This window comes from Demequina sp. NBRC 110057, assembly GCF_002090175.1.
Classification (GTDB): Bacteria; Actinomycetota; Actinomycetes; order Actinomycetales; family Demequinaceae; genus Demequina.
Genome location: NZ_BBRN01000004.1, coordinates 1 through 19,259 on the forward strand (window position 1 = coordinate 1; position 19,259 = coordinate 19,259).

Here is a 19,259-nt window from a genome sequence, read left to right on the forward strand (position 1 = left end):
CATTTAAGCGAAGGCCCCCACCACACGGTGGGGGCCTTCGCGCATTCCCCACCCGTCACACGCCGATGCCCGTGCGGCTCGTGGACGCCCGCACTAGGGTGGTTCGCATGGCTGAACGCATCCGCACAGTGGCGCCAGACGACACCAGCCGGCTCGCCGAGATCGGTCAATTGACGGCTCTGGCATATCTGGCTGATGGCTTGGTGGACCAGGCGCACCCGTACATTCCTCAACTTAGGGACGCCCGGACCCGCGCCCAGGAGGCTGAGCTGCTCGTCATGGCCGACGGGGAGAAGGGCGACGGCACGATCGTGGGCACCATCACGCTCGTGGGCCCCGGGTCGCCCCTTGTCGAGGTCGCCCAGGGGGACGAGTTTGAGTTGCGGATGCTCGCGGTGTCGCCGCTCGAGCGCGGCCGCGGCATCGGCGCGACGCTGACGCGGGCCGCCCTGGACATGGCGGTCGAGCGCGGCGCTGGCCGGGTGGTGCTGTCGACGATGGACTCGATGCACACGGCTCACCGCCTGTACGAGCGCATGGGGTTTCAGCGCCGGGAGGACCTTGACTGGGTGGTGGTCGACAACCGTGACGGCACCACGACGCGGGTCACTGCGGGCGACGCGCCCCCCGGGTCCGTGCGGCTGCTCGGCTACGACTGGACTCCCTAGGCGCGGCGAGAAGACGGACACCTTGCCGCGCTTCATGCGCCACTAGACTCGTGCCCATGTCTTCCCTCGAACGCTCCGACGTGGAGCGCCTCGCGGCGCTCGCACGCATCGATATGTCCGACGGGGATCTGGACCGCTTGTCCGGCCAGCTGGCCGTGATCGTTGACGCGGTCGCCAAGGTGGCCGAGGTCGCCGGCGAGGACGTCCCCGCGACGAGCCACCCGATCCCCCTGTCCAACGTGCACCGTCCCGATGCGGTACGGCCGTCGCTGGCCCAGGACGCCGCTCTCGCAGCCGCGCCCGAGGCCGAGGAGGGCCGCTTCCGCGTGCCCCAGATCCTGGGGGAGGACGCATGACCGACTGGACCCGTGCATCGGCCGCCGACATGGCCGCCGCGATGCAGCGCGGCGAGGTGAGTTCCGTCGAGCTCACCCAGGCGCACCTCGATCGGATTGCGGGAGTGGACGGCGACGTTCACGCCTTCCTTCACATCGACGCCGAGGGAGCCCTGGCGACGGCCCGCGCCGTCGACGAGGCCCGCGCGAACGGGGAAGACCTTCCCGCGCTCGCCGGTGTGCCCATCGCGGTGAAGGACGTCCTCGTCACCGAGGGCCTGCCCACGACGGCCGGCTCGCGCATCCTCGAAGGCTGGATCCCGCCCTACGACGGCACCGTCACGCGCAAGCTGCGCGAGGCTCGCATGCCGATCCTCGGCAAGACCAATATGGACGAGTTCGCCATGGGGTCCTCCACGGAGCACTCCGGCTATGGCGCCACCCACAACCCGTGGGACCTCGACCGCATCCCCGGTGGTTCCGGCGGTGGCTCGGCCGCGGCGCTGGCCGCCTTCGAGGCGCCCCTCGCCATCGGCTCCGACACGGGCGGCTCGATCCGTCAGCCCGCGTCGGTCACCGCGACAGTGGGTGTGAAGCCCACGTACGGCGGCGTCTCGCGCTACGGCGCTATCGCTCTCGCCTCGTCGCTCGACCAGCTCGGCCCGTGCGCCCGCACCGTCCTCGACACCGCCCTGCTTCACGAGGTCATGGGCGGCCACGACGACATGGACGCCACAAGCCTCGACGAGCCCGTCCCCGCGGTGGTCGACGCCGCGCGTGACGGCGCGCGCCGCGACCTCAGCGGGGTGCGCGTCGGCGTCATCAAGGAGCTCTCGGGCGCCGAGGGCGGCTTCCAGGACGGCGTGAAGCAGCGCTTCGACGAGGCGCTCGAGCACCTGCGTGCCATGGGCGCCGAGATCGTCGAGGTGTCCTGCCCGTCCTTCGAGTACGCGCTCGCCGCCTACTACGTGATCCTCCCCTCGGAGGCCTCGAGCAACCTCGCCAAGTTCGACTCCGTGCGTTTCGGCATGCGTGTCGAGAAGGGCAACGTGGAACGCACGATGGCCGCCACCCGCGCCGAGGGCTTCGGCGACGAGGTCAAGCGACGCATCATCCTTGGCACCTACGCCCTGAGCGCCGGCTACTACGACGCGTACTACGGCTCGGCACAGAAGGTGCGCACGCTCGTGCAGCGCGACTTCGACGCGGCCTTCGCCGAGGTCGACGTGTTGGTGAGCCCCACCACGCCCACCACGCCGTTCAAGCTGGGCGAGCGCGTCGACGACCCGATGGCGATGTACCTCAACGACATCGCGACCATCCCCGCCAACCTCGCCGGCATTCCCGGCATGTCGCTGCCCGCGGGCACGGCGCCGGAGGACGGACTGCCCGTGGGCTTCCAGATCCTGGCCCCCGCGCGCGAGGACGCCCGCCTGTACCGGGTGGGTGCGGCGCTCGAGGCTGCGCTGGTGGACGAGTGGGGCGGCGCGCTCACCGCGCAGGCCCCCGAGCTGGAGGTGAAGTGATGGCTGGCCTGACGTACGAGAAGGCTCTCGAGCAGTTCGATCCGGTCTTCGGTATTGAGGTCCACGTCGAGCTCAACACTGCGACCAAGATGTTCTGTGGCTGCGCCAACCAGTTCGGCGCCGAGCCCAACACGCAGGTGTGCCCGGTGTGCCTGGGGCTCCCCGGTTCGATGCCGGTGGTGAACGAGAAGGCCGTCGAGTCGGCGATCCGTCTGGGGCTGTCGCTGGGTTGCTCCATTCGCGACTCGAGCCGCTTCGCGCGCAAGAACTACTTCTACCCGGACGTGTCGAAGAACTACCAGATCTCGCAGTACGACGAGCCGACCTGCTTCGAGGGCTCCCTCGACGTGGTGCTCGACGACGGTGAGGTCGTCACGGTGGGGATCGAGCGCGCGCACATGGAGGAGGACGCCGGCAAGAACACCCACGTGGGTGGCACCGGCGGCATCCAGGGTGCCTCGCACTCGCTGGTCGACTACAACCGTGGCGGCGTGCCGCTCGTGGAGATTGTCACCCACCCCATCCAGGGCACGGGTGAGCGCGTGGCCGAGGTCGCGCGTGCGTACGTGGCGACCATTCGCGACATCGTGAAGGCGCTCGACATCTCGGACGGTCGCATGGAGCAGGGCTCCGTGCGTGCCGACGTGAACCTGTCCCTGCGGCCCAAGGCCGCCGCTGGCGAGGACCAGGCCGCGGTGCCGTTCGGCAAGCGCTCCGAGACGAAGAACGTCAACTCGCTCCGCGCCATCGAGCGTGCGATCCACCACGAGGTGGTGCGCCAGGCCGAGCTGCTGCTCGCGGGCGAGCCCGTGGTGCAGGAGACCCGCCACTGGCACGAGGACACGGGGTCGACCACTCCCGGCCGCTCGAAGGAGCAGGCCGAGGACTACCGGTACTTCCCGGAGCCCGACCTCCTGCCCGTCGAGCCCAGCCGCGACTGGGTGGAGGAGCTGCGGGGCACCATCCCCGAGCACCCCGCCAAGATGCGCGCGCGCCTCAAGGACGCGTGGGGCTTCTCGGACACCGACATGCGCGACGCGATCAACGCCGACGCCCTCGACCTCATCGCCGCGAGCGTTGAGGCCGGTGCCAAGCCGCAGGCGGCGCGTAAGTGGTGGATGGGTGAGCTCGCTCGCACGGCGAACGACCGTGGCGTCACGCTGCGCGACCTCGCTGTCACCCCGGCGCACATCGCCGAGCTCCAGTCGCTCATCGACGAGGGCAAGATCAACGACAAGCTCGCGCGTCAGGCCCTTGAGGGTGTGCTCGCGGGCGAGGGATCGCCGTCCGAGGTGGTGTCGAGCCGTGGGCTCGAGGTCGTCTCCGACGACTCCGCGCTCGAGGCCGCCGTCGACGAGGCGCTTGCCTCCCAGCCCGACGTCCTTGCCAAGATCCAGGATGGCAAGGTGCAGGCCGCCGGCGCGATCGTCGGCGCGGTCATGAAGGCCACCCGTGGCCAGGCCGATGCCGGACGCGTGCGGGAGATCATCCTCCAGCGCGCGGGCGTCGAGGGCTAGGAGCAGTACCGCTCAACACACGGCAGTGACGCACGAGGCCGGTGTGACCGGTGGGACATCCCACCAGTCACACCGGCCTCACGCTTTTCACCCGTGTGTTGAGCGGCACACGGCCGGGCGCTCCCGCTAGCTGCTGGCGCGTGCCGCGAGCTTCTCGAGCAGCAGCGCCTGGGCGACGATCATCCGCTCGATCTCGGCGGGGTCCACGCTCTCGTCGGATGCGTGAATGCGCGACAGCGCCGTGTCCTCCGGACCCCACAGCGCGAACTCGGCCTGCGGCGCGACCGAGTGAAGGGTCTGCAGCAGCGGGATCGACCCGCCCGAGCCGGACTCGCCGGCGGCCGTGCCGAAGGCCTCCGTCATCGCCTCGCGGGCCGCGGCGTACCCGGGGCCGTCCGTCGCTGCCAGGAACGGGGGAGCGGCCTTGATGCGTTGCACCTCCACCTGGGCGCCCCACGGCGCGTGCGTCTCGAGGTGGGTCACGAGCGCGTCGAGCTCCGCCTCGGGGTTCGAGCCGGGCACGATGCGCATGGAGATCTTGGCGCTCGCGGCGGGCAGGATGACGTTCGAGGAGTCGGCGATCGAGGTGGTGTCGATGCCGATCGCGTTGATGGACGGCTTTGCCCAGAGGCGATCGCCGATGCTTCCCGTGCCCAGGAGGGACACTCCCGGCAGGAGCTCGGCGCCCGCGAGGAAGTCCTCCTCGGTCATGTCCTCGCCCTCCCACGGGCCGCCGGTCACGCCCTCGATGGCGACATCGCCGGCCTCATCCACGAGGGAGGAAAGCAGGCGTGCGAGCGCCATCATCGCATCGGGCGTGGGGCCGCCGTAGACACCCGAGTGGAGCGGGTGGTCGATCGTGCGCACCGTCACGGTGCAGGAGACGTCGCCGCGCAGCGCGGTGGTGAGGACGGGCTCGCCCACGCGCAGGTTGCCCATGTCGGCGATGACGAACATGTCGCACTGGAACAGCTCGGGGTGCGCCTCGACGAACTCCTCGAGGTTGCTTTCCGTCTCCTCCATGCCCTCGACGATGATGCGCACGGTGCACGGCGGCTTGCCGTCGAAGGCGCGCAGGGTGGCGATGAGGCTGACGAGCCCCGACTTGTCGTCGGCGGCACCGCGCCCGTAGATCCGGCCGTCCTCCTTGGTGGTGGGCGTCCACGGATCCGTGGTCCAGCCCTGCGACGCGTGGGCGGGCTGCACGTCGTAATGGGCGTACAGGACGACGGTCGGCGATCCCTCGGGGCCCTTGAGCTCGCCGTAGATGGGCGGGTAGCCGTGGGGAACTTCGGCGAGGTGCGCGTCGACGATTCCCGCGTCGCGGATCAGCTCGAGCGTGCGCTCGGCCATGCGGTGGACCGGCTCCTCGGGGTACCCGGGGAAGGCGATCGACGGGATCGCGACGAGCTCCTCGAGGTCGGCGACGACGCGGGGCATGAGGGAGCGGACCTTGGCTTCAATCTGGTCGATGGTCATGACAGCCAGTCTGGCACCGGACGGCGGTGCGGGGCGTCCCCTCCAGGCTCAGAACAGCGCGCCGATGACCGCGCCCGCCGCGATGGTGGTCACGGACAGGATCAGCATGGGCACAAAGAAGCTGTGGTCGATCAGCCTGGTGCCGAGCTTGGTGGTCCCCGTGAGGTCGAAATTCGCCGCCGCGATCTGAGGGCCGTTGGCGGGGAGCGTGTAGATGCCGCCCAGGGCCCCCGCCCACATGCCAGTCACGACGCCCGCGGGAAGCCCCGCCGCGAGGCCGATCGGCACGATGGTCCTCGTCGCCGTGGACTGGCTCGTCGTCATGGCCGCGACGAGGAAGACAGCGACCGCGAACAGGAAGCGCCAGTCGGTGACCCAGGCGCCGACCGTCGACACGATGTAGTCCTCGTGAGCGGCGATGAAGGTCGCGGTGAGCCACGCGATTCCGAACAGCGCGATCGCGGAGATCATGCCGGCCTTGAACACCGACTGGCTGGGCACGTCTCCCACCTTCGGCCGGCCGACGGCGATGATCACGGCGCCGACGACAAACATCACGAGGATGATCGTTGTGGTCATGTCCACCTGCGTGGTGGTGCCGTCGACGGTGTACGACGGCCGCAGGCCGGGGAACAGGCCCAACGCCACGATGGCGAACACGCCGGCAAGGAACGTGAGGGCCGAGTTGCGGCCGCGGGTCGTGTACGTGAGGGCGGCCGATGCTGGCGCGGGCGCCGCTGTGGCGGCGCCGTCCGTGAGGGAAGCGTCCGTACGGGAGGCGGCCGAGGCATCGGCCGTGGGGGAGGCGAGGCGGCCGTCGGCGAGGCGAGCCTGCACGTCGGGGTCGTCGACCAGTTCGCGCCCCATGCGGTTGACGACGATGGAGGTGACGACAATGCCGATGACGCAGGCGGGGAACGTGATGAGCAGGATCTGGCCGAGACCGAGGTTGTACGGCGCGACGTCGGTGAGGGTGAGCATGGCCGCCATCGCCGCGGAGACGGGGGACGCGGCGAGCGCGATGCCGGACTGCACGACGGTGACGGTGAGGGGCCGCGACGGGCGGATCCCGTTGCGGTACGAGACGTCGTAGATGACGGGAAGCAGGGGATAGACGATGTTGCCCGTTCCCGCGCCGGCGCAGAACAGGAACGCGGTGAGCGGCGCGATGAGGGTGATCTGGCGCGGCCTGCGCTCGATGACCCGCGCGGCCATGGCGACCATCCAGTCGATGCCTCCCGCCGCCTGCATGAGGGCCGCCGCGGTGACCACGCCGAGGACGATCGCGATCGCCGCGGCGGGCGGGTCGCCCGGGGCCTCGCCGAAGACGAAGATCAATACGAAGGTGCCGACCCCGCCCCAGACGCCCACGCCCACGCCGCTCGCCCGGGTTCCCAGCACGATGGCGCCCAACACGACAAGGGCCTCGAGCACGAAGTTGAGCGTCACCGTCCCACCCCCTCGGGGCCGCCGTCGGCCCCCTACGAGCGACGATAGTCGCCCGGGAGGGCCGACGGCGGGTGGGCTACCCCGCGGAGGGGGGAGTGGCCTCCTCGATCGAGACGGCGGTTCGCCGAGGGTCTGCGGTCGTCACGCGGTGGACTCCACCGACCAGGGTCGTCTCGGTCGTGGCGAGGCGCGTTGCCGAGGTGCCGGTCCACAGGTCGAACTCGCCGGGTTCGACGATGCGGTCCAGGTCGCGACCGGAGAACGCGAGGCGAGCGGCGGGAATGGAGAGCGTCACCCTTCGCGACTGGCCCGGCGCGAGGCGAACGCGAGCGAAGCCGACGAGCTGCGCCACGGGTCGCGTCACGGAGGCGATGCGGTCGTGCGCGTACACCTGCACCACCTCGTCGCCCTCGCGCTCGCCGGTGTTCGTGACGGTCACGGCGGCGGTGATGACTCCGTCGGTCTGCGTTTCCGCCTCGACATCGAGGTCGTGGTGGGCGAACGTCGTGTACGACAGCCCGTGTCCGAACTCGAGCGGACCGGCGGGGTCGAGATTGGAGACCTCGGAGGCCCCGCCCAGGTGGGGGTGCAGGTAGCCGTAGGGCTGGGATCCGGTCGACCGGGGCACCGAGACAGGGAGCCGGCCGGAGGGGTTGACCCGCCCGGACAGGACACCGGCGACGGCGCCCGCGCCCTCCTCGCCCGGGAAGAAGGCCTGGACCACCGCGCCACACCGCTCAAGCGCCCAGCCGATGGCGTACGGCCGGCCGGTCAGGAGCACGAGGACGACGGGCGTACCCGTGGCAAGGACGGCGTCGACGAGATCGCGTTGGACGCCGGGTAGCTCGAGGTCGTCGCGATCGCAGCCCTCGCCGGACGTGCCGCGGCCGAAGAGGCCCGCATGGTCACCGACGACCACGACGGCGACGTCGGCGCTCGCGGCAGTGGCGGCCGCCGCGTCGATTCCCGAGCGATCGTCGTCGTCGACGGCGCAGCCGCGCGCGTAGGTGATCCGGCCGATGCCCTCCTCCGTCAGCGCCTCGCGCACTGTCGGAGCGGCGAACCCGCGCTCGACTCCGGGGCGCTGCGCGAGCACATGATTGACGAACGAGTAACACCCGAACAGTGCCTCGGCGCGATCGGCGTTGGGGCCGACGACGGCGATGGAACGACCGTCGCCGTGACCGCCACCCGACGCGAGCGGCAGGATGCCGTCGTTGTGAAGGAGCACCACCGACTCCTCCGCGAGACGCCGGGCGGCGGCACGATGGGCGGGGGAGTCGAGGTCGACTCCCGTGGGAGCGGGACCGGAGAAGTCCTGGTCGAGCAGGCCGAGCCTGGCCTTCTGCGCCAGGACCCGCTCGGCGGCGCGGTCCACGAGGGCGACGTCGACGTCGCCGGCCTCGATGGCCGACCGCAGCGGCGCAAGGTAGGCGTCGCCTGTGGGGAGCTCGACGTCGATGCCGGCGGCGAGAGCCTGGTGGGCAGCATCGGCGTGATCGGCCGCCACGTGGTGAAGGAGGTGAAGGAACGCGACGCCGAAGTAGTCAGCGACCACGGTGCCGTCGAACCCCCACGTGTCGCGCAGCAAGCCCGTGAGCAGGGTGGGGTCGGTGGCGACGGGGAGCCCGTCGATCTCGGTGTAGGCGTGCATGACGGAGCGGGCCCCGCCGTCCAAGACCGCCATCTCAAACGGGGGCAGCATGACGTCCGCGAGGGTGCGCGGTCCCATCGCGACCGGCCCGAAATTGCGCCCGCCCTGCGATGCCGAATACCCCACGAAGTGCTTCAGGGTGGCGTCGACTCCGGCGGACTGGAGGCCCCGCACGTACGCGGTCCCCACCTCACCGACGAGGTAAGGATCCTCGCCGATGCACTCCTCGGTGCGGCCCCACCGCGGGTCGCGCACCACGTCGAGCACGGGGGCGAGTCCCTGGTGGATGCCCAGCTCCCGCATCGTCTCGCCGACGAGTGCCGCGGCCTCCTCGACCAACGCCGGGTCCCATGCCGCGCCCCACGCGAGAGGGGTGGGCAAGGTCGCGGCCTTCCACGCATTGAGGCCGGTGAGGCATTCCTCGTGAACGATGGCGGGGATGCCCAAGCGCGTCTCGTTGACGAGGAAACGCTGGCGCTCCCAGAGCCACTGCGCGCGAGCGTCCGCCTCGACGGGGTTCGTGCCATAGGCGCGCGTGATGTGGCCAAGGCCGTGCCGCATCGCATCGGCCAAGGGGCCGGTGTGCTGCAGTTCGCCCTGGAGGGGAGCGACGGCGTCGCCCTCCTCGCCCTCCCAGAATCCGACGATCTGCGCGAGCTTCTCGTCGAGCGTCATCCGGGCGACGAGGCTACGGGCCCTCGCGACGGCATCGGCCGTCTGCTCGGTCATCGCGGTCATCCCTTCACCGCCCCCGTGAGGCCGTCGACGATCCTGCGCTCCATCAGCAGGAAGAACACGAGGGCCGGGATCATCGCGAGGGACGTGTACGCCATGATCAGCGTGGTCGCCGAGGCGTACTGACCCTGGAACGTGGTGATGCCGAGCGGCAGCGTCATGCCACGCGGGTCTCCCGTGAGGAGCAGCAGCGGCAGCAGGTAAGCGTTCCACGATGCGATGAACGCGAGCACGCCCACCGTCACCATCCCGGGCCGCGCCAGCGGCAGCAGCATCCTCCAAAAGAAGCCGATGCGGGACACCCCATCCATGAACGCCGCCTCCTCGAGCTCCATCGGCAGGGCACGCAGGAAGGGGCGCAGGATGATGATCGTCATCGGCAGGCCGAAGGCGATCTGCGGGACGATCAGCGCCGGCAGCCCACTCAGCCCGAGGTCCTTCAGCAGGAGGTACAGCGGCAGCACCGCGACGGACAGCGGGAACATGAGGCCGGTCGTGAAGATCATGAAGATCCCCTCCCGGCCCTTGAAGCGATAACGCGCCAAGGGGTAGGCGGCCATCGTGCCGAAAAGCACGACGCCGGCCGTGGTCAGCACCGCGACGAGCAGCGAGTTGGCCGCCTGACGCCAGAACACGTCGTTGGCGAGGATGTCACCGTAGTTGGACCACATGACGGGGCTGGGGAGCCCCGTGGGGTTGGTCGAGAGGTCCTGTTGGGTGCGCAGGCCCCCGACCACGAGGTAGATGATGGGGCCGAGCGTGACGGCGACGCCGACGAGCGCGACGCAGATCGACAGCCAGTTGGCGCGGCCCGCGCCCTCGCCGCGCGCGTAGCGGCGGTGCGGGGGAGCGACGCTCTTGTGCGGGGCCGATGCGGTGGTGGCAGTGGCGGTGGCGGTCATGCGCGCTTCACCTTCCTGGGGGCGTCGGAGTTGTCGCGGCGCAGGACGAACAGGACGTAGAACACGGCGACGACGAACGACAGCATGAACATGATCACGGCGATCGCGGAGCCGAAGCCCCAGTCATTGCGGAAGAAGCCGATCTGCATCATGTAGGTGGCGATGGTCGAGTACTGGCCCGTGGTGCCGCCCTGGTTGAGGACCCACACCATGTCGAACAGCTGGATCGACCCGATCAGCGACAGGAACACCCAGATGCGGATGGTGGGGCCGATGAGGGGAATGTTGATGCGCCACTGGGTTTGCCACCAGCTGGCACCGTCGATCGCCGCGGCGTCTTGGAGCTCCTGGGGAACTCCGGACAGGCCCGCGAGGAACAGGATGACGGCGAGGCCGATGTACTTCCAGGTGATGATGAAGAACACGACCCAGAAGCCCCAGGTCTGATCCTCGAGCCAGCCACCGGCCGGCGGGTGGAGCCCCACGGCGTTCATGAGCTCGGTGGCCACGCCGTTGGGGTCGAAGATGATCAGCCACATGGTTCCCGCGATGACCTCGCTGAGCACGTACGGTGCGAAGAGGATGACGCGCACCGCGGAGCGGCCGGGGAAGCGGCGATTGAGGACGAGCGCGATCAGCAGCCCGAGGGGGAGCTGGATCACGATCGACAGCACCAGGATGCCGATGGTGTGGCTGAATGCCGCCTGGAACGGCTCGGCGTAGGCGGTGGTGAACGCGCTCTTCGTCGCCTCGTCGGTGCCGCCGAAGAGGGCCCGCGCGTAGTTCTCGAGGCCGATAAAGTCGGCGTCCTCGAACTGCTCGACGCCGTTCCACTGGTACAGCGAGTACCGGGCGGCGGAGATCACGGGGTAGACGACGAAGGTCAGGAAGAGTGCCAGCGCGGGGCCGAGGAAGAGCGCGAGCTCTCCCCACAGGCGAAGCCGAGCGCGGCGGGGGTGGTCGCTGACGGGCTGTCCGAGGGCGCCACCCGCCGCCGGCGCAGCTGCGCCGGCGGCGGGGACGGTCCCCGTGCCCGAGGTCTCCAGTGCGGTCACGGAGATCTCGCTTTCTGGGGGTCGGTGCTCCGGAGGGTTTACTGCGTGGCGGCCGCGGCCGTCATCAGGTCGACGGTGTTCTGCGCGTCGCCGGTGCCGGCGAACTGCGCGGCGATGCCGTCGTTGAGCGCGCCGCCCACGTTCGTGCCGAGCAGGGTGTCGAGCCACAGCTGCACGTAGCCCGCATTGCTCGAGGTCTGCGCGATCTCCTGCAGCACGGGGTCGGTGATGGCGTCCGTGGCCGCGGGGGCGACCGGAAGGCCGCCGACGGCCTCGACGTAGCCTCGCTGGACGTCGTCCGAGACCAGGTAGGACAGGAAGTCCGCGCACTCGGCGGGGGCGTCCTTGTAGCAGGAGAAGCCGTCGCCGCCGCCCATGGAGGCGGTGGGGTCACCCTCGCCGGAGGAGGTGGCGGGCATGGGGAACCAGTCAAGGTCGTCGTGCAAGGCCTGAATCGCCTCGTCGGAGCCGTCCGTGAAGCCCTCGTACACGAAGTAGTTCCACTGCCCCATGAGTTCCATCGCGGCCTCGCCGTTCGCGACCATGCCGGCCGACGAGGTGGCGCCGGTCTGCGCGACGGTGGACATGAACTGGTCCTGGAACGGCTCGGTGCCAAGGAAGTCCTCGAGCTGCGTGCCCGCATCGAGCCAGCACGGGTTCGAGAAGTCGAGGGCGGCGGTATCGGTGCTCATGGTGTCCTGCGAGCACGAGCGCAGCGCGAAGTTGTACCACCAATGCGCGGCGGGCCACTTGTCTGCGGCGCCCACGGCGATGGGGGTAATGCCTGCGTCCTTGAGTTTCTGGACGGCGTCGCTGAGCTCATCCATCGTGGTGGGCTCCTCAGTAATGCCCGCCTGCTCGAAGAGGCTCTTGCGGTACCAGACGCCCTCGACGGCGAACTGGAAGGGAACGCCGTACGTGACGCCGTCCGCCTGCCACGGGGCCACCGCGCCACCGAGACGCTCGATGTCGTCTGCCAGCGGCTCCGACAGGTCCATCAGGTAGCCGGCTTCGGCCTGAGCCGCGAGTTCGCCGCCGCCCCACTGCTGGAAGATGTCGGGGGCATCGCCGGACTGCAGCGCGGTGGGAATGCGGGTGCGCTGAAGGTCTTCGTTCTGGATCTGTTCGATCTCGATGGTGACGTTGGGGTGCTCCGCGGTGTAATCGGCCGCGACCTTGTCCCAGTAGTCGCCCAGCGAGTTTTCACCCGTGTCGCCGGCGACGCCGTTGTGCCACCACGTGAGCGTGACCGGCGCGTCGGAGTCGCCGCTTGCCGCGGACGAGGTGGTGTCGGGGTTCTCGGACCCCTCGGGCTCGGAATCCGAGCTACAGGCGGTGAGCAGCAGTGCTGCCGATGACGCGAACGCCACCATGGCGCCCGCTCGACGGAAGTGCGTCATGTTCGTGTCCTCTCAAGTCCTCGTTGACCAGCCGAACACCGGAGAGTCTGACAGCGGGTATGGGTGGTGTCAAACGTTATCGATAACGTTTTCGCAACGAGGATGCGAGGCGCTACGATGCGGGACATGGGACCGCGAGTGAAGCTGTCGGATGTGGCCGAGCGTGCCGGTGTGTCCGTTGCCACGGTGTCCAAGGTGGTCAATGGGCGCTACGGGGTGTCAAAGGACACGATCGCCACGGTGCAGCAGGTGATCGACGAGCTGGGCTACGCGGGGAACCTCTCGGCGTCGTCGCTACGGGCGCAGCAGACGCACGTGCTCGGAGTGCTTGTCGCGGACTTCGAGCCGTTCTCGGCGGAGCTCCTCAAGGGCGCAGCCAAAGCCGCGCACGGCTCGGGCTACGAATTGCTGTCGCACTCGGGCGGGGACACCCACGGGTGGGAACGACGCTCGCTGGCCCGCCTGGGCGGCACGCTGATCGACGGCGCGGTCATCGTCACCCCCACCGTGCTCGACGCCGAGACGGTGGTGCCCATCGTCGCGATCGACCCTCACTATGGGCCGAACCGGTTGCCGACGATCGACGTCGACAACTTCGAGGGGGCCGAACGCGCCGCCCAACATCTCATCGAGCTCGGCCATCGCCGGATTGCCTTCCTGGGAGGGCGCAACGAGCTCGACTCGTCTCACCTGCGTGAGGCAGGGTTCCGCCACGCGCATGCGGAGGCGGGCATCCCGGTCGACCCTGAGCTGGTGGTCGAGACCCGGTACGCGCCCGAAAATGCCGCGGAGGCGACGATGGCGTTGCTGAGACTCGCCGAACCGCCGACGGCGATCATGGGAGCCAACGACCTCACGGCCCTCGCCGCCATGGAGGTGGCGCAGCAGATGGGGCTGTCGGTCCCCGGCGATCTTTCCGTGATGGGCTTCGACGATATTCCCGAGGCCGGCCTCGCCTCCCCGGCGCTCACGACGGTCCGCCAGCCGCTCCAGGAGATGGGTGCAGCGGCGATGCGAATGCTGCTCGATCGAATCGAGGGGCGTGAGCACTCGGAGCACGTGCGGCTCGAGACGTCGCTGGTGTTGCGCGACACGTGCGGGCCACCGCGCGCGTGACACGTGGCGGTTCACCCTGGTTTTGCTCCACGATACGAACCGGTTCGAGCCGCGACACGCCGGGAGCCCCCGCCCGTTGAGCGCGCCGGGCCGGCGTGTCGGGGCGTCGAGTGGTTCAAAGTGTGGGTGATGAGAGCGGTGACGCGCCCGTGACACACTGGCGCGCATGATCACCGTCTCCGTTCCCTCCCAGGAGGTAGCCGATGCCGTGGGCGACCTCGGCGACGACGCCCGGCTCATCGTGTGGAACCCGGCGGCGGGCGAGCCTCCCGCCGAGGCCGACCAGATCCGCCTCGCGTGCCTGGCACATGGCACCGGCGGCCGCAAGGTCTACGGCCGCCTCGCGCAGTTGCCGGCGCTCGAGGCGATCCAGATCCCGTCGGCAGGGTTCGAGCACGCCCTGCCGTTCGTGCCCGACGGGGTTGCGCTGTGCAACGCGCGCGGTGTCCACGACACCCGGACCGCCGAGATGGCACTCACGCTGACCCTCGCCAGCCAGCGGGGCCTCCCCCAGTTCCTGGACGCGCAGCGCCGCGGCCGGTGGGAACCGTGGGCGACCGCGCCCTCGCTCGCCGACAGGCGCGTCCTCATCGTGGGCTACGGCTCCATCGGTGCGGCGATCGGCGCAAGGATGCGGGCGTGCGAGGCGCACGTCGAGGGCGTGGCGCGTTCCGCGCGGATCGCCCCCGACGGCACCACGGTGCACGCGATCGACGACATCCTCACGCTGCTGCCGTCCGCCGAGATCGTGGTCCTCGTGACGCCCCATGACGACAGCACCGACCGCCTCGCGAATGCCGGCTTCCTGGCGGCCATGCCCGACGGCGCGCTCCTGGTCAACGTCGGGCGCGGCGCGGTGGTGGACACGGACGCGCTGCTCGCCGAACTGGGCTCTGGCCGCCTGCGCGCCGCCCTCGACGTCACCGATCCCGAGCCACTACCCGACGACCACCCGCTGTTCTCGGCACCCGGCTGCATCGTGGTCCCGCACGTCGCGGGCCTCAACCAGCTCACCGACCGCCGCTACGTCGACCTCGTCCACCGCCAGGTGGCGTCGCTGCGAGCAGGTCAGGGGCCGGTCAACCGCGTGGCGTAACCCCGGCATCGGCCATCGTCAGGGACACGGCGCTGCCGGCGCCGTTGCGCCACGCGATCCACGCGCGCACGATGTCCTCGATGGTGTCTCGCCTGTCCTCCGCCTCGGCGATGGAGATGATGCGCATGACGCGGCCGTCGCGCGGCGCGGGCTCGAGTCCGGGAAACGTGACGGGAAGCAGGCCCGCCTTGTGGAACACCAGCACGGCGGCCATCGACCCCTGCGGATAGAACGACGCGATGTCGCCGCGGTAGGAGAAGGTGGGGGTCTCCCACTTGATCTTCTCCTCGACACGGTCGTCCGCGGCGAGCAGGATCCAGCGCAGGTGCTGGACGACGTCCTTCATGGGGCTCGTGTAATGCCCCATCCAGAGGTCGACATCGGCGTCGCGCATGCTCCGAACGTACTCCCCGCCGCGCGCCGTCGCTAGGAGGAGCGTTCCGCCTTGGCCGCCTGGTAGAGGTCGAGGGTGATGCGGCGCTCGGTGGCGTGGTCGACGATGGGCGCGGGATACGCGGGGGTGTCCACCTCGGGCACCCACCGCTCGACGTACCGCCGTGCGGGGTCGAACTTGTCCGCCTGCGTCATCGGGTTGAAGATCCTGAAGAACGGCGAGGCGTCCCGGCCGGTCCCCGCGACCCACTGCCAGTTGAGCTGATTCTGCGCGTGGTCGTAGTCGACGAGGGCGCGCCGGAAGTGGTCGGCGCCGCGCTGCCACGGCACCCGCAGGTCCTTGACGAGCAGGCTCGCGACCACCATGCGGACGCGATTGTGCATCCACCCCGTCTGGGCGAGTTGGCGCATACCCGCGTCCACCAGCGGAAAACCCGTCAGGCCATCGCGCCAGGCCGTGAATGCCTCGTCGGCGTCGCGGCCGTCGAGCCAGTCCCGTTCGCGCAGCACCGGGGTGAGGGACTCGCGGCGCGCGCCGGGGTGATGAAACAGCACGTCGGCGTGGAACTCCCGCCAGGCGAGCTCCGACTCGAAGACCCGCGCGCTCGGGTGGCGCTCGCGGGCGGTGGCGGCGAGCACCGTGCGCGGGTGGATCTGGCCGAAGGCGAGCGCCGTCGAGAGGTGGCTCGTGCCGTCGAGGTCCGGCCTGTCGCGGTCGTCGCGATAGCGCCGAAGGTCGTCGGCGATGAACGCGTCGAGGTCGGCCAGCAACCGGTCCTCACGGAACTCGTGGGGCTCGACCAGGGGATCGGAGGCGTCGCCGTGGGCGGCGCGCTGGTCGAGGTCGATGTCGTCCTGGTGGGGAGCGAGCGGTCGCAGGGAGGCGGGGTCGCCGGCGTCGGCGGGGGAGCGCCAGCCGTGCTGTCGCCACGCGTCCCGGAAGGGAGTGAACACCTTGTACGGATCGCCGTCCGCCTTGCGCACGCGGCCCGGCGCGACGGCGTAGGGGGAGCCGATGAGGCGCAACTCACGGCCGTCGGCCTCGAGGGCGGCGGCGGCCGCGTCCTGCTCGGTGATCCCTGCGGGCGTGAACTCTCGCGCCGCCCACACCACTGCGGCCCCGGCCTCCCGGGCCGCCTGGGCAACCACGGCATCAGCCGCACCCCTGCGCACGGCGAGCGCGCCGCCCGCCTGGTCGCGCAACTGCCACAGGACGCGGGCGAGGTGGGCGCTGCGACGGCCCGACCACCGCGTGATGCCGTCGGTCCACGCGAACACCGCCGCCGCGCCGCCGTCCTCCTGGGCGCCCGTGAGGGCGGGATTGTCCGCGAGCCGGAGGTCGCGGCGTGCCCACCACAGGCCGGTCATCGGATGCGTCCGTGGGGCGTCGTGCCTGGAAAGCTCATGTGGGCACCAACCGCAACGGCCGCCCGGGTGTTCCCGGACGGCCGTTGCTGGTGTGCACTGGCGCGGTGGTGTGCACCGCGCGTGCGAGGAGCGGCAGGCCTCCGGGAGGGGGGTAAGAGGGAGGCCGCGCTCACATCTGTTGCCATCCTCTCACGCGCGCGGGCGCGCGAGGGGCGGCGGTGGGGTCAGGCGGAGACGCGCGCGAACTGCTTCACGTGCGCGACTGCCGCGTTGACGAAGTTGCTCAGCACGGCGCGAGCGGCGTCGTCCTGGAGCGAGCCGTCGGCGCCGAAGGCGTCCGCACGGTAGTGGAAGAAGGTCTCGGGCTGGCCCATGGTGGGGGCGTCGTAGTGGCCGAGGATCGCGCGCAGGTGCTGCTGAGCAGCGGCGGTGCCCGACGGGCCGATCGAGGCGCCCATGATCGCGACGGGCTTGCCGGCGAAGGCACCCTCGCCCCAGGGACGGGCGGCCCAGTCGAGGGCGTTCTTCAGGACGCCGGGGATGGAGCGCGAGTACTCGGGGGTGACGATAATGACGCCGTCGACGTCCGCGATGGACTGTTTCCAGTCGCGGGCGACCTGCGGGTAGTCGGCGTCGAGCGCGTAGTCGTAGAAGGGGAGGTCCTTGTACTCGAGGAACGTGAACTCGACGTCCTCGTCAGCGACGAGGTGGGGCAGGACGGTGGCGACCTGGCGGTTGATGGAGGCCTCGGCGATGGAGCCGACGATGATGCCGATGCGGGTCATGGCAGTGTCCTTTCAAGGTGAGGGAAGGGGAGGCGTCGGCTTCTTCAGCGACGACCTCTCCAACAATAGATGACCCGTCAACTATTCCACAATCATGCAATTGCGATCCGTGGCGCTGGTGCGTGCGGATCGCGCTCCGCCGAGAGCCGCGGCGTTACGCGGCGGGGATGCCGACGGCGGGGCTCTGGGGACCGGGGGCCGCCGCGAGGACCTCGGTGACGGGGTCGATCGTCCGCGTGGCCGATGCCACGGCGGGAACCCCGGTCACCGGGGTCGCGATCCTGGCGCGACGCTCGTGCGCGGCAAGGCCTGCCGCCGCTGACACGAGCTGGGCGGCCTCGGCCACGAGGTCGGGGTCGGTGGGCTTGCCCTCGGCGTCGAACGAGGTGTGCGGGTCGGCGAAGAGGACGACCTCGGGCTGCGAGCGCAGCGCCGCGCCGTGGTCCCCGAGGACCCCGCGCAGGTGCTGGATCGACGCGAAGCGCGGCAGGGAGCCCAGGCTGACGCCGGCGATGATGGTGGGCTTGCCGGCCAGTGCGTTGGGGCCGGCGGTGCCGCCCGCCCAGTCGATGGCGTTCTTGAGCGCGCCGGGGATGGACCGCTCGATGGTGGGGGTGACGACGATGATCCCGTCCACCTCGGCGACCTGGCGCTTCCATGCCAGCGCGTCGGCCGGCGCGGGGACGTCCTCGTAGGGCGCGTGCTGGGGAAGGGCGTGCGGGTCGAGCTCCACGATGGTGGTGCCCGCCGGGGCGGCGTCCTGAAGCAAGTGGGCGAGGTGGCGCTGGGTGCGGGCCAGGGGCAGTGAGCCGATGAGCAGGCCGAGCGTCGTCACGGGGAGTCCCTTCCACGGGGCTGGCCGCCCCGGTCGGGCGGCGACTGACCGCTCTAACGCCTCGCCTGTCAGGCGATATTCCCGAGTCTTTAAGGAAGGTGCTTGCCCGCCCAGATGTCAGCGGCGTCCCTCAGGAGAACGGCGGCGCCCGGCGCAACCTCGTCGTAGTTGCGGCGGAACCGCTCGTCGTCCACGTACATCTGGGTGATGCCGCGGTAGGTCTCGGCGGTGGGGGTCCAGAACAGCGACAGCCACTCGTGATGCTGGGCGACGATGTTCTGGACCTCGGCCGAGTCGGGCGTGAGCCCCACGCGAATGGCCGCGCCGAGCGCCTCCACGACCTCGCGGTGGGTGTCGAGGTGGCGCTGCTGGCCGTCCTTGCCCAGGGCGGTCCACTGGGCGTTGGAGCGGTCCACGGCGTCGTCGCCCCAGCGCTCGCGGGCCTCGGGCTCGTACTGGCGGTGGTCAAAGCCGTCGAGGATCTCTTCGTGGGTCATGGTGGTGCCTTTCTCGAGGGAGTCGATGGTGCGGGCCACGGTGGCGGCCAGGCGCGCGTAGCGGTCGCGTTCCGCCGTCAGGCCCGCGAGGTGGTCGCGCAGGTGCGCCAGGGTGGTGGTGGGGTCGTCGGCATCGACGATGCGGGCGATGGTGTCGAGGCCCGCTCCCAGTTCACGCAGCACCAGGATGTGCTGCAGGCGCAGCAGCTCTGCTTGTCCGTAGTGCCTGCGGCCGTCGGGGGAGGTGCGCGCCGGCGTGAGCAGCCCGATGGCGTCGTAATGGCGCAGGGTGCGGCTCGTAATGCCGGTGAGGCGGGCGACGGCGGCAATGTCCAGGGTGTCGACAGCCGATGCGGTGGCGGGGTCCGTGGTCATGGAGCCCAGCGTAGAAGTTGACGCAACGTCAAGCGCAACCCGCAATATGAGGCGACCGCAGCATCGGCCGTCCG

Annotated in this window: 17 protein-coding genes; 6 read left to right on the plus strand and 11 right to left on the minus strand. The window is 70.3% G+C overall.

Annotated elements, in window-relative coordinates:
* Window positions 1-107 precede the first annotated feature (107 nt).
* From B7K26_RS04805 to gatB, 4 genes are read left to right on the plus strand one after another with little or no spacing between them, the layout of a single operon-like run.
* Window positions 108-668: a GNAT family N-acetyltransferase gene (locus B7K26_RS04805; RefSeq protein WP_084077607.1), complete on the plus strand. Its 561-nt coding sequence runs from the start codon at window positions 108-110 to the stop codon at window positions 666-668.
* Window positions 669-724: 56 nt separating this feature from the next.
* Window positions 725-1,024, plus strand: a complete 300-nt coding sequence (gene gatC, locus B7K26_RS04810; protein WP_084077609.1) for an Asp-tRNA(Asn)/Glu-tRNA(Gln) amidotransferase subunit GatC — start codon at window positions 725-727, stop codon at window positions 1,022-1,024.
* Window positions 1,021-2,529 (plus strand): Asp-tRNA(Asn)/Glu-tRNA(Gln) amidotransferase subunit GatA, encoded by a 1,509-nt coding sequence (gatA, locus tag B7K26_RS04815; protein ID WP_084077611.1) that lies wholly within the window; start codon window positions 1,021-1,023, stop codon window positions 2,527-2,529. The genes gatC and gatA overlap by 4 nt, the downstream gene beginning before the upstream one ends.
* Window positions 2,529-4,046 carry an Asp-tRNA(Asn)/Glu-tRNA(Gln) amidotransferase subunit GatB gene (gene gatB, locus B7K26_RS04820; protein WP_084077613.1) on the plus strand — a complete coding sequence of 506 codons (1,518 nt, stop codon included), beginning with the start codon at window positions 2,529-2,531 and terminating at the stop codon, window positions 4,044-4,046. The genes gatA and gatB overlap by 1 nt, the downstream gene beginning before the upstream one ends.
* 126 nt (window positions 4,047-4,172) lie before the next feature.
* On the opposite strand, the gene B7K26_RS04825 is transcribed toward gatB, so the two are convergent.
* The 6 genes from B7K26_RS04825 to B7K26_RS04850 all read right to left on the minus strand — a co-directional run bounded on the left by B7K26_RS04825 (window position 4,173) and on the right by B7K26_RS04850 (window position 12,720).
* Entirely contained in the window at window positions 4,173-5,525 is a 1,353-nt protein-coding gene (locus B7K26_RS04825) for a M20/M25/M40 family metallo-hydrolase (RefSeq protein WP_084077615.1), read from the minus strand.
* A gap of 48 nt (window positions 5,526-5,573) precedes the next feature.
* A complete protein-coding gene (locus B7K26_RS04830; protein ID WP_084077617.1) occupies window positions 5,574-6,974 on the minus strand; it encodes an anaerobic C4-dicarboxylate transporter family protein in 1,401 nt (466 codons plus the stop codon).
* 76 nt (window positions 6,975-7,050) lie between these two features.
* Window positions 7,051-9,357 (minus strand): glycoside hydrolase family 3 N-terminal domain-containing protein, encoded by a 2,307-nt coding sequence (locus B7K26_RS04835; RefSeq protein ID WP_084078541.1) that lies wholly within the window; start codon window positions 9,355-9,357, stop codon window positions 7,051-7,053.
* A gap of 5 nt (window positions 9,358-9,362) precedes the next feature.
* The gene (locus B7K26_RS04840; protein WP_084077619.1) at window positions 9,363-10,265 is read right to left on the minus strand and encodes a carbohydrate ABC transporter permease; all 903 of its coding nucleotides are present in this window, start codon (window positions 10,263-10,265) and stop codon (window positions 9,363-9,365) included.
* Window positions 10,262-11,320, minus strand: coding sequence for a carbohydrate ABC transporter permease (locus B7K26_RS04845; protein WP_143340497.1), 1,059 nt, complete (start codon window positions 11,318-11,320; stop codon window positions 10,262-10,264). Before B7K26_RS04845 ends, B7K26_RS04840 begins: the two co-directional genes overlap by 4 nt.
* A gap of 38 nt (window positions 11,321-11,358) precedes the next feature.
* Window positions 11,359-12,720, minus strand: coding sequence for an ABC transporter substrate-binding protein (locus tag B7K26_RS04850; RefSeq protein WP_084077621.1), 1,362 nt, complete (start codon window positions 12,718-12,720; stop codon window positions 11,359-11,361).
* A gap of 126 nt (window positions 12,721-12,846) precedes the next feature.
* On the opposite strand from B7K26_RS04850, the gene B7K26_RS04855 reads away from it, so the two are divergent.
* Complete coding sequence (locus B7K26_RS04855) at window positions 12,847-13,836, plus strand: LacI family DNA-binding transcriptional regulator (RefSeq protein WP_084077622.1); 990 nt, start codon at window positions 12,847-12,849, stop codon at window positions 13,834-13,836.
* A gap of 166 nt (window positions 13,837-14,002) precedes the next feature.
* Entirely contained in the window at window positions 14,003-14,932 is a 930-nt protein-coding gene (locus tag B7K26_RS04860; RefSeq protein WP_084077623.1) for a 2-hydroxyacid dehydrogenase, read from the plus strand.
* Here the strand turns inward: B7K26_RS04860 and B7K26_RS04865 are convergent.
* The 5 genes from B7K26_RS04865 to B7K26_RS04885 form a co-directional block, all read right to left on the minus strand.
* The gene (locus B7K26_RS04865; RefSeq protein ID WP_084077625.1) at window positions 14,916-15,326 is read right to left on the minus strand and encodes a DUF1801 domain-containing protein; all 411 of its coding nucleotides are present in this window, start codon (window positions 15,324-15,326) and stop codon (window positions 14,916-14,918) included. The two genes, B7K26_RS04860 and B7K26_RS04865, sit on opposite strands and share 17 nt — an antisense overlap.
* Before the next feature lie 32 nt (window positions 15,327-15,358).
* Window positions 15,359-16,693, minus strand: a complete 1,335-nt coding sequence (locus tag B7K26_RS04870; protein WP_084077626.1) for a deoxyribodipyrimidine photo-lyase — start codon at window positions 16,691-16,693, stop codon at window positions 15,359-15,361.
* A 224-nt stretch (window positions 16,694-16,917) separates the two neighbouring features.
* Window positions 16,918-17,478 (minus strand): NADPH-dependent FMN reductase, encoded by a 561-nt coding sequence (locus B7K26_RS04875; RefSeq protein WP_084077628.1) that lies wholly within the window; start codon window positions 17,476-17,478, stop codon window positions 16,918-16,920.
* A gap of 154 nt (window positions 17,479-17,632) precedes the next feature.
* Complete coding sequence (locus tag B7K26_RS04880; protein ID WP_159449610.1) at window positions 17,633-18,313, minus strand: NADPH-dependent FMN reductase; 681 nt, start codon at window positions 18,311-18,313, stop codon at window positions 17,633-17,635.
* An 89-nt stretch (window positions 18,314-18,402) separates the two neighbouring features.
* The gene (locus B7K26_RS04885) at window positions 18,403-19,185 is read right to left on the minus strand and encodes a MerR family transcriptional regulator (RefSeq protein ID WP_084077632.1); all 783 of its coding nucleotides are present in this window, start codon (window positions 19,183-19,185) and stop codon (window positions 18,403-18,405) included.
* Window positions 19,186-19,259: the final 74 nt, after the last annotated feature.

Bases quoted from the DNA above. Each gene is read 5' to 3' on its own strand.
- B7K26_RS04805 (WP_084077607.1), top strand. From the start codon at position 108: ATGGCTGAACGCATCCGCACAGTGGCGCCAGACGACACCAGCCGGCTC.
- gatC (WP_084077609.1), top strand. From the start codon at position 725: ATGTCTTCCCTCGAACGCTCCGACGTGGAGCGCCTCGCGGCGCTCGCA.
- gatA (WP_084077611.1), top strand. From the start codon at position 1,021: ATGACCGACTGGACCCGTGCATCGGCCGCCGACATGGCCGCCGCGATG.
- gatB (WP_084077613.1), top strand. From the start codon at position 2,529: ATGGCTGGCCTGACGTACGAGAAGGCTCTCGAGCAGTTCGATCCGGTC.
- B7K26_RS04825 (WP_084077615.1), bottom strand. From the start codon at position 5,525: ATGACCATCGACCAGATTGAAGCCAAGGTCCGCTCCCTCATGCCCCGC.
- B7K26_RS04835 (WP_084078541.1), bottom strand. From the start codon at position 9,357: ATGACCGAGCAGACGGCCGATGCCGTCGCGAGGGCCCGTAGCCTCGTC.
- B7K26_RS04840 (WP_084077619.1), bottom strand. From the start codon at position 10,265: ATGACCGCCACCGCCACTGCCACCACCGCATCGGCCCCGCACAAGAGC.
- B7K26_RS04850 (WP_084077621.1), bottom strand. From the start codon at position 12,720: ATGACGCACTTCCGTCGAGCGGGCGCCATGGTGGCGTTCGCGTCATCG.
- B7K26_RS04855 (WP_084077622.1), top strand. From the start codon at position 12,847: ATGGGACCGCGAGTGAAGCTGTCGGATGTGGCCGAGCGTGCCGGTGTG.
- B7K26_RS04860 (WP_084077623.1), top strand. From the start codon at position 14,003: ATGATCACCGTCTCCGTTCCCTCCCAGGAGGTAGCCGATGCCGTGGGC.
- B7K26_RS04865 (WP_084077625.1), bottom strand. From the start codon at position 15,326: ATGCGCGACGCCGATGTCGACCTCTGGATGGGGCATTACACGAGCCCC.
- B7K26_RS04870 (WP_084077626.1), bottom strand. From the start codon at position 16,693: ATGACCGGCCTGTGGTGGGCACGCCGCGACCTCCGGCTCGCGGACAAT.
- B7K26_RS04875 (WP_084077628.1), bottom strand. From the start codon at position 17,478: ATGACCCGCATCGGCATCATCGTCGGCTCCATCGCCGAGGCCTCCATC.
- B7K26_RS04885 (WP_084077632.1), bottom strand. From the start codon at position 19,185: ATGACCACGGACCCCGCCACCGCATCGGCTGTCGACACCCTGGACATT.